Source organism: Streptomyces sp. NPDC059247 (assembly GCF_042754005.1).
Classification (GTDB): Bacteria; Actinomycetota; Actinomycetes; order Streptomycetales; family Streptomycetaceae; genus Streptomyces.
The window spans coordinates 235085-251796 of record NZ_JBHYZW010000005.1 but is presented as its reverse complement, the minus strand read 5'-3'; the positions used below and the strand labels follow the sequence as shown (position 1 = coordinate 251796).

Below are 16712 nucleotides of genomic sequence, written 5' to 3'. Positions count from 1 at the left end.
GGTCGTCCCCTCCGTGGGGGTGGCCGACCGGGGGCGGCGGCTCGGGGGGAAGCCAGGCGACTTGCGGAGGCGGCTGAGACGCTGGCTGCGGGCGCGGTTGTTCATGGGCTGATGCCCCTTCCTCGGTGGATCGTGCCGGTATCTCACCGTTTGGCGAGCGGCTGATGCCATCGTGCCCCGATCGCAAGGAGCCCCGCAGAGCCAAAACTGAGCGAAAACTGAGCGCCAGGGGGCGCGAAGGCGCATACGCGTGTGAAGGGAGGTACAGCCGTGTACAGAGGTGTGGGGGAGTAGGGCATCGGTTCCGGCGCCCTACTGCCGCCGCCTAGGGGAGGGGGAGTGATGGACGGGCGAGTGCTGGGCCCGATCGGCGTCGAGGTGGAGGGCCGAAGGAGCGACCTTGGGACGAAGATGGTGGCCGCACTTTTCGCTCTGCTGGTCACTTCGAGTGAACTCACCTGTGACAGGGGCGAGATCGCAGCCGTCCTCTGGCCAGAGGAGAGCGACGCGAAGGTGCTCAAAGGCCGGGTTGAGTGGGTCGTGGGAGAGCTTCGGAAGTTGCTGGGGTCGCAGTTCCTGCCACATGCGGGCAGATCGAAGCGATGCGTGCTCCGCCTGCCGCTGGAGAGCGTCGACTACTTGCGCTTCCTGGAGCGCCGACGGCAGGCCGAGGGGCTGCCGTCCATGGAACGGATCGACCTGCTCAGGGCTGCCCTGGACGAATGGGCGGACGACGAGCCTCTGAAGGGGCTCGAAATGCCCGGCTTCAAGCTCCGCCGGGAACGGATGTGGCGGGAACGGGCCGACACTGTGTGCGAACTGCTGGACGCGGCATGGAAGGCCAGGGAGGAGAAGTTCCTCCGTGAGGAGTCAGAGAAATGGCATGTGCTATTTCCTGGGGACCCTAAGATCTTTGCTTACTATCTGATCGCGCATGACCCGAAGAGACCTGACGAAAATCTTGAGCGTACCGTCGCGCGATGGCTCGACCGAAATAATTCCTCGGATGACTTTCTCTTCTCGGTCATCGAAAGGCTGTATGGAAGAACTCCGCGGGTGGGGCGGTCCGGACTGCTTTCTGTCCCTGACCAGTTACCCCCTGAAAAACGTTTCCCTGTTGGGCGGGGGAAGTTACTCGATGAGCTCACCGGACTTGTGGACGAGGCGCAGGCTGCTGGCCAGTTGCTCATTATCCTGCTGAGTGGAATGGCTGGAGTGGGAAAGAGTACGCTGGCACTCCACCTGGCGCATCGACTGAGGGAAAGGTTTTCGGGCGGTACTCTCTATGGAGAGTTGAACGGCCACACCGACGGAGCGTCACCCACCGATCCTGAGCAACTTCTGGATGGGTTCCTTGCCGCCCTGCCTCCTTACTCTACGGTGACGGATATCGACAGGAAGACCGCAGAGCTGCGTTCTGTCCTGGCCCACCGGTCAACTCTACTGTTTCTGGACAATGCGCTAAATTCTAAGCAGGTCGATCCGCTGCTTCCAGGAACCGGGTCTTCTGTTGTGATTGTGACCAGTCGCAATGAGCTGGAGAGTCTTTCCTCTTGCGGCGGAAGGGTTTATTCGCGCAGAGTGGAACTGCTTCGAGATGAGGATGCCCTGGAGGTTCTCCAGGAGAACGTGGCCGAGGGGGACCGGTCGAAGCATTCCTTTTTATTCAGGGAGCTCGTCGGCCTATGCGGAAACCTTCCCTTGGCTCTCAGTATCGTGGCGCGGCGCCTTCGGTATCACGGGGTCTATGCCCTTCCCACCTTGGTGCGGCAGATGAAGGAGGAGAAGAAGAAGCTTGAGTACCTGGATCTTCCGGAAGCCGAGTGGTCGATCCGAGTGGCTCTGAACTGTTCCGTACGTGATCTCAGCGCAGAGGCCAGGTTGTTGCTGTGGCAGTTGGCTGTTCATCCCGGACCGAATCTCTCCTTGGAAGCCCTGATGGACATCGGCTCGGCAGTCGCGGGACTGTGTACGGATCAAGCCCTGTGGGAATTGATGCGGGCGAATCTCGTGGAGCGTCAGTCCGACCGGTACCGTCTGCATGACTTGGTTCGTACTTTCGCCCGACATCATCTGGAACTGGATGCTTCCGAGGACCTGGAAGGTCTCGAGGAGGCGACGCTACGGCAAGTGCTGGAGCATCAGTTGCAGAACGTATGGGCTTGCGACCGTGTGCTTGACAGTCAACGTGAACTGCCCATCGGCGAAGTGGATGGTGTCACGGTGATCGACCCAGAAGGTCCTAAGCAGGTGATGGATCGGATGGACAAGGAGTACAACACCACTCAACGGTGTCTGGAATTGGCGAATCATCGGATGAAGGACCGCTATTCGTGGTTGCTGCCGATGGCTTTGGTCACCTATCAGTGGCGGCGCCACCGTCTCCAGGACTCGGATACCGGTCTTTCCCATGCTGCCAAGGTCGTGGAGAGGATGAAGGTTGCCCACGTGGACCGAGCGATGGTTTATCGGATGCGGGCGGGGACTCAGTGGCGCCTCGGAAATTATGACCTGGCCGCAAACAATCTGGCTCGCGCGGTCCGCCTCAGCAAGCAGGACGACAGTGAGAGTGGGCGGCTCAGTCTCGCCCGCTCTCTGTACGCGCTCGGGATCACCCGGCGGAAACTGGATGATGCGACTGCCGCGGAGGAACATCTCAAGCAGGCGCTGGAGTTGTACCGGGAATTGCGTGAGCCGGTGGGCGAGGCGGCGGCGCTGAATGCCATCGGCGCGCTTCATCTGGACGGGGGCGAGTACGGCGAGGCACTCCACTGGTGCGCGGGCGCTCTGCAAGTGGTCGAGCGGACCGTGGACCACAGCGGCCGGGCCGACGTGCTGTTCACCCTGGCGAAGGTGCGCCTCGCCCGTACGGAGCGGGAGGAGGCCATCCCTCTGTACGAGCAGGCGTGCGGCATCTACCAGTCACAGGAATGCTGGACCGACGAGGACAAGACCCGTCGGCTCTTCGCGGGCGTTCTGGTGTCCGCCGGTCGCATCCCGGAAGCGGTGGAGGAACTGGAACGGGTCCTCGTGCTGCGCGAACAGATGGAAGCGGACACCAAGGAGGTCCGCGACATCCTGGAGACCCTGAGGTGAGGCCGTCCGTAAGGGAACGCGGTGTCACAGTCGTGGCCGGTGGCGCCGGTAGTACTCCGTCGGATCGGGTCGCAGGGGTTTGGCCGGCCGGGAGTCCCCCGGCACGGGGAGGTACGGCCGGATCTGGTTGAACACCTCGCGCACGTCCTGGGGACGGTCCTCGGGTTCCCAGGCGACCATCCGCAGAGCAAGCTCACGGAAGGCTTCGGGGATCAGACCGAGCCGGTCGTCCGGTAGTACGGGATGGCCTTTGTGGACGTGCCTTTCCAGTCCTCCGTAGGGCAGTCGCTGCACGGTCATCTCCAGCAGAATGCAGCCCAGACCGAAGATGTCCGCATTCTGTGCCAGCCCTTGAGCGCTTCCTTCGAGCTGAAGGGCTGAGGCGTACCCGGTCGAACCGTGTCCGGGGTCGGTCGGCTGGTCGAAGGGAACGGACATCCCCATGTCGATGAGACGTAGGCGGCCGTCCGGTTCCAGGATGATGTTCTCCGGCTTCAGATCGCAGTGCACGAGTTTCCTCCCGTGCACCTCCCACAGGATCTCGCAGAGCTGACCGATCACCGATGCGACGGTCCCCAGATCCTTGACCGGAAGCCGTTCCGTCAGGGAGTCCCGGAGCGATCGACCCTCGATGTACTCCATGACGAGACACCTGTCGTCGTTGTACGTGCCGACCTCGATCAGTTCCGGAATCGCGCTGATCCCGCTCAGCCCGTGCATGAGGCTTCCTTCTTCAGCCAGTGAGGCTCCCGCTTCTTTGTGGCTGGTGTGTGATCCGACTCGCCATGCTTTCTGTGCCTTGACGGCCACGGTCTTCCCCGTCATGCGGTGGCGGGCGACATAGAGATCGCCGTATCCACCGTCACCGAACAAGCGCAGCACCTCGTAGGACGCCTCGATCTCTCCGATTTCGCTGACTTCGCTCATCGTTTCCCCCATCTCCGGTCTCCGAGAGCCGGATCGTCGCACCATGGGAAAGGAACATGCCTTGTCTCAGCCCTGGCTACCCCCTGACGGGGTACGACGAACATCTCGCACCATCACGGTATCCGCCGCCATGTTCAAGAAGGGGGAGTTGCGCTGCCCGGCCGCCGACGCGCTCAAAGCGCGCGGATATCTGCCCACGGAAAAGCCGTCGCGCCGCCGCGAGCGGTTGGAGCACTTCACCTTCGGCCCCTTCATGGACGCGTGCGACGCCCGGCACCGGCCTTCTTCGCCCGACGGTTCCCCGGGCCTGTCACGTACCGTCCCGGTCCACGACGGGCTCCGTACCTGGACCGAACACGCGATGGCCATGTACGACGTGGCGTTTCCCGTCGATCCGTCCCGTCCGCTGCGCGAGGTGGCCCAGCGGTGGACCTACCGCTACCGGCCTTCGGGGGTGGAGGCACGGACGGCGGAGGAGTACCGGTTCACGGTGTGGGGGCGTTGTCTGGTCTCCGCGGACGGGGGATTCCGCGAACTCCGCCTTCCCGTCCACCGGCTCGGAGAGGCGAAGCCGTCCGAGGAGTTCGTCGCCGCGGTGGCCCTGGTGCTGGCGGAGGGCTCACCGGGGCCGCTGCCCGAGCGGGTGCGGATCGTGGAGTTCGCGCTGCTGGACGGGCGTACACGGGAACTCCTCGTCGGGAGCCGGGCGGAAGCGCTGGCCCTCTACCGCGCACGCGGACGTGGCGTGCTGACCGACATCCTGGACAGCCAGGAGTACCGTCCGGGATTCTCGTGCGGCGACTGTGTGTACGCGGGAGTCTGTCCCGCTCTGCGGAGCGCGCCCGGCCTGCTCGGAACCGAGTCGAAGGGACGTCCCCGGCGCACCTGGTCCGTGACCAACGGACGTAACTACCGGGTGTGCCCGGCCCGCGACCACATGCGCCGCCTCCGTCTTCCCGCCGCCGACTCCATCGAGCGGGAGGTGTCGGCCGAGCGAGGCCGGGCGTTGCACGCCTACCTCGCCGACCGCCATGCCCAGGGCCCTTCGCGGCCGTGCACGGTGGAGGTCCCCGAGCAGTGGGTGCCGGGCGGCTTCGAGCTGCCCGACCACGAACGAGCCCTCGGAGTGGGCCTGCTGCGTCGACACGCCGCGGTCTGTCCGCTGCGGTGCGTCGAGAACGGTACGGATGTCCGTACCGAACCCCGGGTGGTCCGGCACGACACCTCCGCCGACGTCGTGGTGATGGCGGCGCCCGACCTGCTCTACCGCGACGGGGATTCCTGGGTGTGGCGGGAGACCAAGACGTCGGCGGGTGACCGACGGCCGACGGGGCCGTTGCTCGAACGCTATCCGCAACTGGCCCTGGCCGTGCTGCTGGTCGCACGGGGTGATCTCGGGGGCACGCGGACCCGCGCCCGGGTCGAGCTGGAGGTGTTGCGTCCCGGTGGCGCGGACCTGGAGATCATCGATCCCTTCGTCCCGGCCAACCGGACCGCGGCGGAGGAGATCCTCCGGACGATGGTGGCCGACTGGCACGTCGACGATGACTACGAGCCCGCCCCCGGCCGCGCCTGCGGACGGTGTGAGATGGCCCGCTGGTGTGCGGCGAGGTCCGATGCGGAGGCCGCCGCGTGACGACAGGGATCTCTGAGCGCCGACGTGACGGAGTGAGCACCCCCGAGGATGCCGGAGCAGGTGCCGAACTCTTCCGGGAGTTGGCCCGCATGGTGACGTCGCTGTCCGAGGAGGAGGGACTCCGTTCCTTCAGCCTGCCCTACTCGGGCCTGGCGCAACGTGCGCTGGACCGTACGGTGGCGCACTGCGTCGACATCGGTGAGACCCCGCCGACGAGTCTGCCGGAGCTGTGGGAATGGTGCCTGCGCAGGAGGGCGGACGACCGGCTCTTCAAGGTCCCGGCCTCCTTCGTGACTCCGGAGACGACGCTCCTGCACCCCATCGGCCGGATGCCCACCCGCGCATGTCTCGAAGTGGCCTCCCACGGGCCGATCGGAGGGATGGCGGGGGAGGCGCGAGTGCTGCTGAACGACCTGGAGGCACGGTGCGGTTCGAGCGAGCGGTACCAGAGGTGCCGACGGTTCCTGGCGCACCGTCCCGTGGTGCACCAGAGGGACCGTGGACCGGGCTGGAGCAGAGCGGTATGGAGCCATGTCAAGGACTTCTACCGTCCGTTGCCCGAGTTCCTGCTGGTCGGAGGGGTCTTCCCGTACTGCCCGATGTGCCGCCTCCCCGCCAGGCCGAGCGATCCGGCGACCGACCTCCCGGGGCAGCCCTCCTCCCACGAGAAGCTCTGGTGCGAGGGAGAGGAGTGCTCTCGGGACCGTGGTTTCGAACTGATCCGGGATCCCCGTCTCGCCGTTGTCCTGCGGCGTTCGCTGCGGGCGTTCCTCGTGCTTCCGCATCTGGTCGAGGAAGCCGCCCTGGGGGCGCTCGACAGCGCGGGGATCGCCTACACGGCCGTCTCGGGGGAGCCGGCCGCCTACCGGCTGCGGGGTGTCGGCCCCGAGACGCCGGAGGTCCGGATGTACGACCGGCTCCAGCCCGCCCTTCTCGCCGCCCACATCGCCGGCGGCGTGAACTCCGCGAACCGCACCGTCGCCGTGGTGCCCCAGCGGAACGCCGACCGCGCGGGCTACCGCGAGAGTTTCACCGAGGCCCTTCCGCCCGCCCTGCGGGGGCGGGTGGTGCTGACGACGCCCGCCGATCTCGTACGCGACCTCGGAGCGCTCTACGGCAGGGACGGATCGCGGAGGGCGGGCCGAGGCGGCCCGAAATCTGCCCACGGGGAGGAGAAGGACGATGCGTAGCATCACACCGCCGCTCAACGACACGATCAGCGCCCTTCAGGCGTTTCTGGGACCGTCCGTGCGCAGGCCCGCTCTCGAGGCCTTCTGCCAGGTGGAACTCGGACTGTACCTCCACGAGAGGTTCCTGCCGGTCACGCCCGCGGGCAGTGCCTGGGTGCTGTTCAGCGGCTACGGCTTCGCGGAGGCGTACGGCGTGCCACTGCCACCGGACGCGGAACGGACGCTGCGGGTCGCCCGGTACTCCCTGTGGACGCTGCGCCGGAGCAGGGCCTGGCGCGAGGCTCTCGACCGCTACCAGCAGCTCGACGCGAGGGCGCGCGCCTACGACGTACCGGACACCGAGGCACCGGCCGTCCGCCGGGAGATCTCCGTCGCGAGCGACCGTTTCCAGATCTACGACCGGCTGCTCCAGGTGGCTCCACCACTGGCGGGCAAGCTGCTGCCGGTGGCTGGACCGGGTCTCCACACCTTCGCTGTCAGCCGTTCCCTGGCCGTGGTCGATCTGCCGGTCGTTCCCCCCGCCCCGGTCATCGCCCACGACCTGGACATGCCCCCCGCCGGTGACGGCGAGCCGCTGCGCTTCAGCAAGAAGGACCTGGAACGGACCGCGGCGGACATGGACGCCGTCCACGCCCGCTCGGGGAAGCGCAAAGCGCCACGGTGGGTGGAGCGGCTCGACGCCTTCGAGCTGTCCGTCAAGGAGGACGGCGTCTTCCGCAAGGAACGCGACTTCGAGTTCACGATCGACGGGATCCAGCACCTGCTGGGCATCGTGGGCGCGGGCAAGAGCACGCTGCGCGACATCATCGCCGTCCACCTCGCGAGGCTCGGTCTGCGTACGACGATCGTGGTCACCGATGTCGCGGAGGTCCTGAAACTGGTCGAGCTCTACAACCTCTACACGGACGGGGCGGCGGCACCCGTACTCGGCTCCTCCGGCAGGGAGCGGCACGCCCAGCGGCTGCACCGCAGACTCGCCGGGCGGGGTGAGCACCGGCTTCTCGCCCACGACGACCCCGCCTTCGCCTACCTCGGAACCTCCTGCGTCCTGAACAACCGGAGGCAGGGGACCACCGCTCTCACCGAGCCACTCGCCTTCGGCGAGGCACCCTGCGTCCGGCTGAGGCCACCGAGGAACCCGCGCCGCGCGAGCCCGGACGCCATGAAGTCCCCCTGGCAGAAAGATCTGCTGAGCTGCCCCTACTGGTCCCTCTGCCCTCGGCATCACGGCTCCCGCGCCCTGGTGGACGCGCACATCTGGGTGACCACACCAGGTGGTCTGATCGACGCCTCACCGCCCCGGGCACAGAACGGGGAGCGCATCCGCTACCTCGAACTCGCCTGCCGACGCAGCGACCTCGTGATCATCGACGAGGCCGACCGCGTGCAGATGCAGCTGGACCAGATCTTCGCGCCCGCCGCGGTGCTCGCCAGCGACCAGGACAAGGGGCTCGTCGACGAGCTCAGTCGCCACAAGATCAGGGAACTGGCGGCGAGCGGGCGCACCCAGCTCTCCGAGCGGGACGTGGAGACCTTCTCGGCCGCGCTCAACACGGTGACCGCCGCGACGGACCGGCTGTACGCGATGCTCGTGTCCGACTACGACCTGCGCTGTTGGGTCCGCACCGGCTACTTCAGTTCCTGGACCCTCCAGATCGGTCTGCTCGACGAGCGCTACCCGCTCCCGGAGGACAGCGGCCCAGACCATGAGCACCACGAAACGAGGGAGGAGCTGGGCAAGCTCATCGGCGCGTTCCGCGACAACCCCTTCGGTGACCGTGCCCGACGCGCGGAGAAGGATTTCAGCCACCTCACCGTCCTGCTCAACGAACTGCTCCACACCGGAAGCCCGGAGACCACCCGGCGTCGTCTGCTCCAGGTCATGGACGAGGTGTTCCAGCTCGACGACACGTACATGGAGTCCCGGCTCAAGGCGTACGAGGAGGAACTCGACGAGTGGAAGTGGCGACGGGCGCGCGCTCCGAGGAAGAAGGCCGTACGCGGACGCCAGGCACCAGGAACCGTGGCGGGTGCCGCCCCGCGCTCCCCCGAGGACTGGCGTAAGGAGCTGGCCACACGCTTCGAGTTCACCCTGCTGGTGAGCGCTCTCGAACCCCGCCTCGCGATGATCACCGCGATGTGGCCCAGGGTCGAGGCCGCCCTCAGCCTGGGCCACAACGAGATGTACCGCAGGCCGCTCGACTACGGGCCGATGGTTCCCGAGGCCCCCATGGGGAACGTCCTGGGGTTCCAGTTCAACGTTCCGGGCGAGGACGAAGGGGGCGTGCGGAGCGGGGAGCTCACCTTCTTCCGCTGCAGCGGGGTCGGTCGCGAACTGCTGCGCGCCATCCCGCACCTCGCCTCCGTGGACGACCGTCCCGGTGCGCATCTCCTGCTCATGTCCGGAAGCAGTTGGGCGGGCGAGTCCGGCCGCTACCACGTCCGCGTCCCCGTGGGAGTGGTCATCGAACCGCTGTCCGAGGTGACCGAGCGCATTGCCGTCGAGAGCGAGATGCGCTTCGAGTTCATCGACGACGGGGACGAGAAACTGCGCCTGTCCGGAACCGATCCCGAGCACCGGCCCGAGAAGCTGCGCCGTATCGCACGGTACCTGGGGGAGAGCGAGGGAGCGAACGACACCGGCGACGGCGGACCGCTGCAGCGAGAACTGGGGAAACTCCCGCCGGGGAGGGACCACATCCTGTTGCTGGTTGGCAGCTACGCCGAAGCCCGCGTCGTCGCCGACGAGCTGCATAACCTTCACCCACGCTGGCAGGACAACGTCCTGTGTCTCGTGTCGGACGACGAGGACCTCGCCCCGGAGGAGGAGTTCCCGTCCGTCCATCAGGCCCGTGCGCTGCGGCGGGGCGATGTCGAGCACCTCAGGGACCTCGACGCGGATGTCCTCGTGGCACCTCTCCTCGCGGTGGAACGCGGCCACAACATCCTCAACAAGGGAGACGAGGCCGCCATCGGCACCGTCTACTTCCTCGCCCGGCCCAACCCCCACCCCGACGACCTCTATCAGGCCGTCCACGCGGTCAACGACTGGATCGTCCGGGCGATCACCGGCGACACCTTCGGCTCCTTGGTGCGGTCCGCCCCCAGCATCGAGAAGGGGGCCGACGAGGTGCGGCGCGCGGCGCGTTCGCGCTGGTACCAGGTCCTCGCGCACTCCATGGCCTGGAGCCGTCTCGGCGACGAACGGGAGCGCGTCACCTGGGACATGCTGGTCCTGATGTGGCAGGTGATCGGGCGTCTCGTACGCGGTGGTGTGCCCGCCAGGGTGGTCTTCGTCGACGTCGCCTTCGCTCCGCACACAGGGGCGGGGGCCGGGCGTCTCGACACCGCCGAGTCCAGCCTGCTGCACAGCGTGCTCGACGTCCTGGAGCCGTACTTCGAGGGCGACTCGAAGCCGGCCGAGGAACGGTTCATCGCCCGAGCCCTGTACGGCCCCCTGCGGACCATGCTCGGTCGTCTGCTGGCCGAGCCGCCCACGCTGGCCCGCCCCCACGCACCCCACCCCACCCGCTAGGAGGAGACACCATGTACCCCACCATCCGCTCGGCCGCCTACGAGCCCGACCCCCTGCACGGGCCGTGGCAGGAGGACCTGCGTGTGCTGCGGCTCGGGGAGGAGCTGCGTGCGGAGCTGGTCCGGATGCGCGCCGGGGGCGACGGAGGCAGGAGCCGTGCCGACCGGCTGCCGGTGCGGCGGCTCAACTTCCTTCTCCGGGCCGTGGCGCCCGGCGTGATCGCGACCGGCCGCAACGCGGCCGTGGACGGCCGTCCGCCATGGCTCTACGCGCGGGAGGACGTGCCCCCGGAGGTGCTCGCCCCGGTGATCGGCACCTGGGCGGCGAGCCTGTCGCCGGACTGCGAGGACGACGACGAGACGGACCTGGAGGAGAGGCTGCTGACGGAGGATCCGGCCGTTCCGGCCCTCCTCCCGCGCTGGGAGAGCGAGCGGGTCGACCTCACCGAGACGCTGACGTCGGCGGGCGGCACCGCGGAACCCGCGGCCCGGCTCTACGGCCTGCTGCCGGAATGGGTCGCCTTCCGGCTCGCCGCCCGTCCCTTCCGTACGGGCGGCGCCACCCTCCACTTCCGGGTCGAGAGCTCGGGGAACGAGGCGCGCCTCGTCTCCTGGCCGCCCCAGCGGTACGAGCACCGCAAACGGACCTGGTACTACTCGGCGTGTCTGGGCATTACCGTCCACACGGTCCCGTTCGCCGACCGGTTCCGGGTCCATGTGTCCACCCACGTACGCCGTTGGGCCACCCGCCTGGACGTCCCGCCGCATCGGTTCAGCGGATCGACGGTGCTCCTGGACACCCCGCTGCCCTGGCCGGAGGGCCCGGACAGGGGCTACCGCCTGACCGCCAACACCCTCGGTCACGACCGGCGCCGGAAGGAACTCGTCTGGCGCCGCCACAGCTCCGTGCCCCTGCTGCCCGAGCTGGACATCGTGCGCCGCTACCCGGAACCCGCGGACCTCTTCGCCCACCCGGAACGCTGGATCGACGGATGCGGAGACGTGGCGGCGGGCATCGTCCACCATCCGGCGATCGGCCCCCACGCGGTCGGCAGCGGACTGATGCCACGGGAGCGGGCCGATCTGGACACCTGGGTCGAGGAGGGGCTCGGCCCGATGCTGCGCCGGGTCCCCGACCTCACCAGGGTGACCCGGCGCAACACCCCTTCGCTGCTGCCCCGTTCGGGCGCCAGGAGCGCCCCGGGGGTGCGGGAGGCGCGGCTGACCCTGCTGCGCCGCGCGGCGTTGGCGCGTGCCCTGGAAGGGCGTCCGCTGGAGGTCGAGATCCACTGGCAGTCCCCGGAGACCCGCGCCGCGCTCCTCTCGGAACTGCCGGGGCTCATCGGTTTCCCGCCCGGCACGCGCGTGGGTCCGGAGTCCGACGACACCTGGCGGTGGCAGGGGGAGGGCATCGAGATCCTGGTCCGCGCCCGGCCCGCCGGAGCCGTCGCCGACGCGCTGAAGGTCTCCCGCGACCGCAGGCGTCCGAAGGGCGTGCGGTTCGCCGAGGCGGTGGAGGAGCGCTGCGGCGCGGTGGCGGAGCGGACGGCCCCGCCGTGCGACGCCGTCGGCGTCGTGATCGCCGAGATCGCGGGCAAGGAACGGTTCACCGCCGTCCCCGACTCCGACCCCAAGCACGCGCTGCGCGTCGCCTGGGCGCGGCGGGGGTGGCTCAGCCAGTTCGTGAACCTGGCGGACGACAGCGACACCGCCATGGAGCACCGTGCGCGATGGACCTGGCTGGACGCGTTCCGGCAGCTCGGTGCGATCAGCCCGCCCGCTCACCGGGTGGGGGCGGGAATTCCCGGCGATCTCCAGTACGCGGCGCTCTGGCTCGTCCGCCACACGAGGAAGGGCCCCACACGGCATCCAGTCCACCGGCTCGTGGCGGTGCGGGTCCGGCCGGGCGGCGGCCCCGGCGCGATCGAGGGATGGGACGCCGAGCGCGCCGAGTGGGTCTCCTACCCGAAGCTGCTGCTTCTGCTCGCCGAGGCCCGGGAACCGGACGGTGGGTCCGCGACGCCGGACGGTCCCGGTGCCGCCGGTGCCGCCGGTGCCGCCGGTGCCGCCGGGGACGCGGGTCGGTCGGCCGATCGTACGGGTGTGGACCAGCGCAGGCGGCAGGAGATCGAGCGGCAGATCCGGACCCTGCTCTTCCAGCTGCGGGACCGGCCGACGCTCCTGCTGGTGGATGCGGTCAACCTCCGACAGTGCTGGCCGAGGTTGCGCAACGGTTCGCTGGGCCACGACGTGCTGGGCTTCGGCACGGAACCCGATCAGCGCCTCGCGAGCTACGGCAACGACCTCCGCGTGGTGTGCCTGCGGGACGCGAACGGGCGGGGCGAGGTCGCGGAGTGGTACGCCCACGACGCGCAGGGGAAGGTCGGTTTCGCCGAAGGGGTGTGGGGCACCGGCGACCCGGAGAGCCGGGTGTTCGCCAGTACGACCGCCACTCCGCACACCGCCGCGAAGCTCCCGAAGGGGCTGATGAAGCTGGTGCCCACGGCGGCGGGCCGCACGGCCCCCGGAAAGACGGCCTGGAACCCGGGACAACTGGAGATCACGGTACTGGGCTGTCTGTCGGAGAAGGCACTGGCGGACGCCGGGCGCGAGGGCGGGACGCCCGACCGCCCGGCGGAGTGGGCGACGCTGGCCCATCAGTTGCGCCACCACGACGACTATCCGCCGCTCGCGCGACCGCTCCCGCTGCACCTGGCACGCCTCGCGGGGGAGTACGTGCTCCCCCTGGCGGGGCGGGGCACGCCGCGTGAGGCAGTTCCGGGTGCCGGTGCGGCGGTGGAGGAGCAGGGCGGGCCCTCCCCGGAGGGATCGGTGACGGAGCTTCCTCCGGGCGACCATGGAGAGCGCTGCTGAGACGTGCGGTCAGGGTGCGTCACCGAGGGCCCGCACCCCCCTTCCTGGGGCGCGGGCCCTCGTCCCCGGAAGGGGAAGCGGGACCGTGCCCTCAGGGGGAAGCGGGGCGGGGCCCCGTCCCTCACCGCCCGTCCAGCACCTCCCCCACCCCCCGCGCCAGCGCCTCGTACTCCGCCGGGTGGTTGTAGATCTGGCCGGAGATGCGGAGTCCGCCGCCGGTCTCCCAGGGCCAGACCGCCACCCGGCAGCCGAGGCGGGTCATGAGTTCCTCGCGCAGGGCCTCCGCCTCCGGCTTCGTACGGGCGAAGCGTTCCGGCAGGCGCAGGGAGCGCATCGACAGGCGTTCGTCCCAGGGCAGCGGGCGCACCCCGGGCAGGGCCGCGAGGAGGGACGCTCCGTGCGCGACCAGGGCCGCGTTGTGCCGTCGTACGGCGGGGGCGCCCAGCCGCCGCAGCAGGTCCAGGCCCTCGGGGGCGGCGAGCGGGCCGGTGTAGTCGGCGGTGGCCCGGTACTCCACCGAGCGCGGGAAGCCCCGGTGGTCCTCCCAGGACGGCACGGGCGCCGGGACCCGGTCGCGGAGCGCGGGCGCGACCACCAGGACGGCGCTGCCCGGGGGCGCGTACGCCCACTTGTGCAGATTGCCGAACCACAGGTCGGGCCGTCCGGCGAGCGGTTCGGCCAGCATCCCCGGGGCGTGCGCCCCGTCCACTACCGTGGTCACCCCCCGCGCGGCGAGGTCCGCGAGCAGCCCGGGTCCCGCGACGATCCGGGCCGTCGGCGAGCTGATCTGGTCGAGCAGCGCCACCTTCGTACGGGGGGTCAGTGCGGCCAGTACCGCTTTCCGCACCGCCTCCTCGTCCGGCAGTTCCGGGTCGAGCGGGACGGTGACGAGCCGGGCCCGCCGGGCGGCGGCGGCCGTGACCGTGCCGTACCCGTGGTCGGTGACCAGCACCTCGTCGTCCGGGCCGAGCCCCACCGAGTCGAGGGCCAGGTGCGCAGCCTCGGTGGCGTTGGTGACGAGCGCGGTGCCGTCCGGGTCCGTGCCGAGCCGGGCGGCGATCCGTGTCCGGGCAGCGGCGAGCCGGTCCGGGGCGCCGAGGAAGAAGGCGTCCGGGTCGGCCGCCGCCTCGGCGGCGATCCGCCGCTGCTCCAGGACCACGGGCAGCGGGACGGCCCCGTAGGAGCCGTGGTTGAGGTGCGCGATCCGTCCGTCGAGCCGGAAGAGCTCCGCTCCACCGGGGAAGACGTCGGGGAGGGCGTCGGGCAGGACGCCGGGTGAGACGCCGGGCAGGGCGTCGGGGAAGACGCCGGGCGAGACGTCGTGGAGGCCGTCGGGTCCGGTCGACGCCGTGCGGTCCTCGTCGTTCCCGGCGCTCATCGGAGTTCCGCCGTCACCGTGCGGCCCGGCGCCACCTTCACCCGGACCGTCGTGGTCGTGACGCCGTCGAGCACCTCGACCCGGGCCGGGCGGGTGACGCCGTCGACGCGGACCGTGCGGTGGGCGCCGGGGAACCGGGCCTCCCAGGTGTACGGGGCGGAGCCCGTGGTGTGGGTCAGGGTGGAGCGGCGGGTGCCGTCGTGCCGGAGCGCGAAGGCGGAGTCGCCGATCCGCAGGTCCTCGATGCCGAGCCAGGCCATGCCGGTGGGCAGTGCGGACCGGGTGGCGAGGGTGCGGGCCGGGGCGTCGGGGGTGACCCCGAGGAGGCCCCGTACGGTCTGGCCGACCAGGGTGAAGGAGACCTCCGGATAGTCGCCGTTGGTGCCCTGGCGGCTGTTGACGTGCTGGACGTCCTTCTCGGCGTAGACGTGCCGCATCCACTTCCAGGCGGTGTCGGGACGCCCGTTGGCGAAGAAGGTGTCGGGCAGATAGGTCAGGGCCTCGATGTTGTCGGGGCGGCCCGCGCCCTCCGCCTGGGCGTCGACGTAGTCGAGGTAGGCCTCGCGGCGGGCGCCCGGGGCGACGATCCCCTTCATCGGCATGAACCAGCTGTTCTCCTTGCCCCAGCCGGTCAGCGGCTGCCCGTCGGTGGTGTAGCCGCGGACCATGTCGGCGCCCGAACCGGTGCCGCTCCACTCGGAGTTGAAGTACTTCTTGAGGTCGCGGGCGCGGCGGGCGAAGTCGGCGGCCAGGCGTCCGTCGCCCTTGGCGCGGGCCAGCGCCGACATGGCCAGGTACGCCTGGTACTGGGAGCCGATGGCGTCGCCCGCCTCGGCGAGCGGCTCGTCGCTCTGCTCGTTGTAGCTGGCCACGCCCTGGAAGATGCCCTTGCCGGTGCCCTCGGCCACCTTCACCCGGCGCCCGTTGTCCTTCCGGCCGTCGTGGAGGGTGACGAACTCCTCGGTGGCGTGCCGGTAGAAGTCCCAGAGCGCCGGGTCGTCGAGATAGCTCCGGTCGTCGGTCCAGCGGTACGCCTCCTCGGCCTTCTGCACCAGTTCGAAGACGGCGGGGACTTCGCGGACGAAGAGGTCGGGGCGGCGGTAGTCGATGGACAGATAGGTGCGGTTGTCGAAGTTGAGGGCCCACACCGGGTAGTAGGCGTGCTCGGCGGTGGCGGAGGCGGCGAACGCGCGGAGCATCGCTTTGTTCTCGGCGTGCAGTCCGAGGGCGCCCGCGCCCGCCAGTTGGTGGGCCATGTCCCGGGAGTAGTAGCCGCTGCGGTTGGCGTAACCGGCCCAGTAGGAGGGGGCGTAGACGCCGGTGCCGTCGCCGCCGGTCTGCCGCTCGTCGGCGTTCAGGGGGCCCTCGGTGCCGGGGAGGTGGACCCAGCTGTTGGCCTTGCTCGCGGCCCAGCCGAACATCGCGGTCAGTTCGGGGTCGCTGGAGGTCACCCGGGGCGCGGCGGCGGCGGGGGAGACCATCACGTCGTCGGCGTTGACCCAGCCCCGGCCGGACTCGAAGGCGATCTCCAGCCGGTCGCCGGGGGCGAGGGTGACCGGGCCCAGCGTGTAGCGGCGGTAATGGGCCGCCGAGGGCAGCTCCAGGACGGCGGCGGGGGCGCCGTTGACGCGGAGTGCGTACCGGCCGCCGGTGCCTCCGGTGGCGATCCAGGCGGAGACGACGTACCTGCCCCGGCCGGTGGCGGTGACGGTCTGGGAGACCTTCATGCCGTCGCCCTCGTCGAGGTACGCGAGCCGGGAACCGGCGTGCGGCTGGTTGGTGGCCGTACCGGTGCCGGAGGTGAACTCCCAGCCGGTGCCGCCCGCTTCGAAGCCGGGGTCGGAGACGGCGAGCGGGGCGGGCGCCCCGGTGGCGGGAGCCGTGACGGGGGGAGCGGGCGCGGCGGGCGCGGCCGGGGCGACGGCGAGCGGGGCGAGGGCGGCGAGCAGGGCGACCGCGGATCTGAGGGCCAGGCGGGAACGCGTCATCGGATCTCCCGGTGAGGGTGGGCGGGATCGGCGCGCGGCACGCTAGCAACCTTGACGCAGGCTTGCAATGATTCTGCCGTTCTTGAACG

8 protein-coding genes are annotated in these 16712 nt (G+C 69.8%); 5 read left to right on the top strand and 3 right to left on the bottom strand.

Annotated elements, in window-relative coordinates; translation table 11 throughout:
* Window positions 1-354: 354 nt before the first annotated feature.
* Window positions 355-3096 carry a tetratricopeptide repeat protein gene (locus tag ACFXGN_RS13010; RefSeq protein ID WP_384857394.1) on the top strand — a complete coding sequence of 914 codons (2742 nt, stop codon included), beginning with the start codon at window positions 355-357 and terminating at the stop codon, window positions 3094-3096.
* 24 nt (window positions 3097-3120) lie between these two features.
* On the opposite strand, the gene ACFXGN_RS13005 is transcribed toward ACFXGN_RS13010, so the two are convergent.
* Window positions 3121-4023, bottom strand: coding sequence for a serine/threonine protein kinase (locus tag ACFXGN_RS13005; RefSeq protein ID WP_384857391.1), 903 nt, complete (start codon window positions 4021-4023; stop codon window positions 3121-3123).
* Between the two features lie 130 nt (window positions 4024-4153).
* Between ACFXGN_RS13005 and ACFXGN_RS13000 the strand changes: the two genes are divergently transcribed.
* The 4 genes from ACFXGN_RS13000 to ACFXGN_RS12985 are packed head-to-tail and all read left to right on the top strand — an operon-like array spanning window position 4154 to window position 13257.
* Complete coding sequence (locus ACFXGN_RS13000) at window positions 4154-5659, top strand: PD-(D/E)XK nuclease family protein (protein WP_384857388.1); 1506 nt, start codon at window positions 4154-4156, stop codon at window positions 5657-5659.
* A 32-nt stretch (window positions 5660-5691) separates the two neighbouring features.
* The gene (locus ACFXGN_RS12995; protein WP_384857385.1) at window positions 5692-6849 is read left to right on the top strand and encodes a hypothetical protein; all 1158 of its coding nucleotides are present in this window, start codon (window positions 5692-5694) and stop codon (window positions 6847-6849) included.
* On the top strand, window positions 6842-10384 hold the full coding sequence (locus ACFXGN_RS12990; RefSeq protein WP_384857383.1) for a hypothetical protein: 3543 nt from the start codon (window positions 6842-6844) through the stop codon (window positions 10382-10384). Before ACFXGN_RS12995 ends, ACFXGN_RS12990 begins: the two co-directional genes overlap by 8 nt.
* Window positions 10385-10395: 11 nt before the next feature.
* The gene (locus tag ACFXGN_RS12985; RefSeq protein ID WP_384857380.1) at window positions 10396-13257 is read left to right on the top strand and encodes a pPIWI_RE module domain-containing protein; all 2862 of its coding nucleotides are present in this window, start codon (window positions 10396-10398) and stop codon (window positions 13255-13257) included.
* A 121-nt stretch (window positions 13258-13378) separates the two neighbouring features.
* Here the strand turns inward: ACFXGN_RS12985 and ACFXGN_RS12980 are convergent, their stop codons facing one another.
* Both ACFXGN_RS12980 and ACFXGN_RS12975 read right to left on the bottom strand, forming a co-directional pair.
* Window positions 13379-14635 (bottom strand): aminotransferase class V-fold PLP-dependent enzyme, encoded by a 1257-nt coding sequence (locus ACFXGN_RS12980; protein ID WP_384857376.1) that lies wholly within the window; start codon window positions 14633-14635, stop codon window positions 13379-13381.
* Window positions 14632-16623, bottom strand: a complete 1992-nt coding sequence (locus tag ACFXGN_RS12975) for a hypothetical protein (protein WP_384857374.1) — start codon at window positions 16621-16623, stop codon at window positions 14632-14634. The genes ACFXGN_RS12980 and ACFXGN_RS12975 overlap by 4 nt, the downstream gene beginning before the upstream one ends.
* Between the last annotated feature and the right edge of the window lie 89 nt (window positions 16624-16712).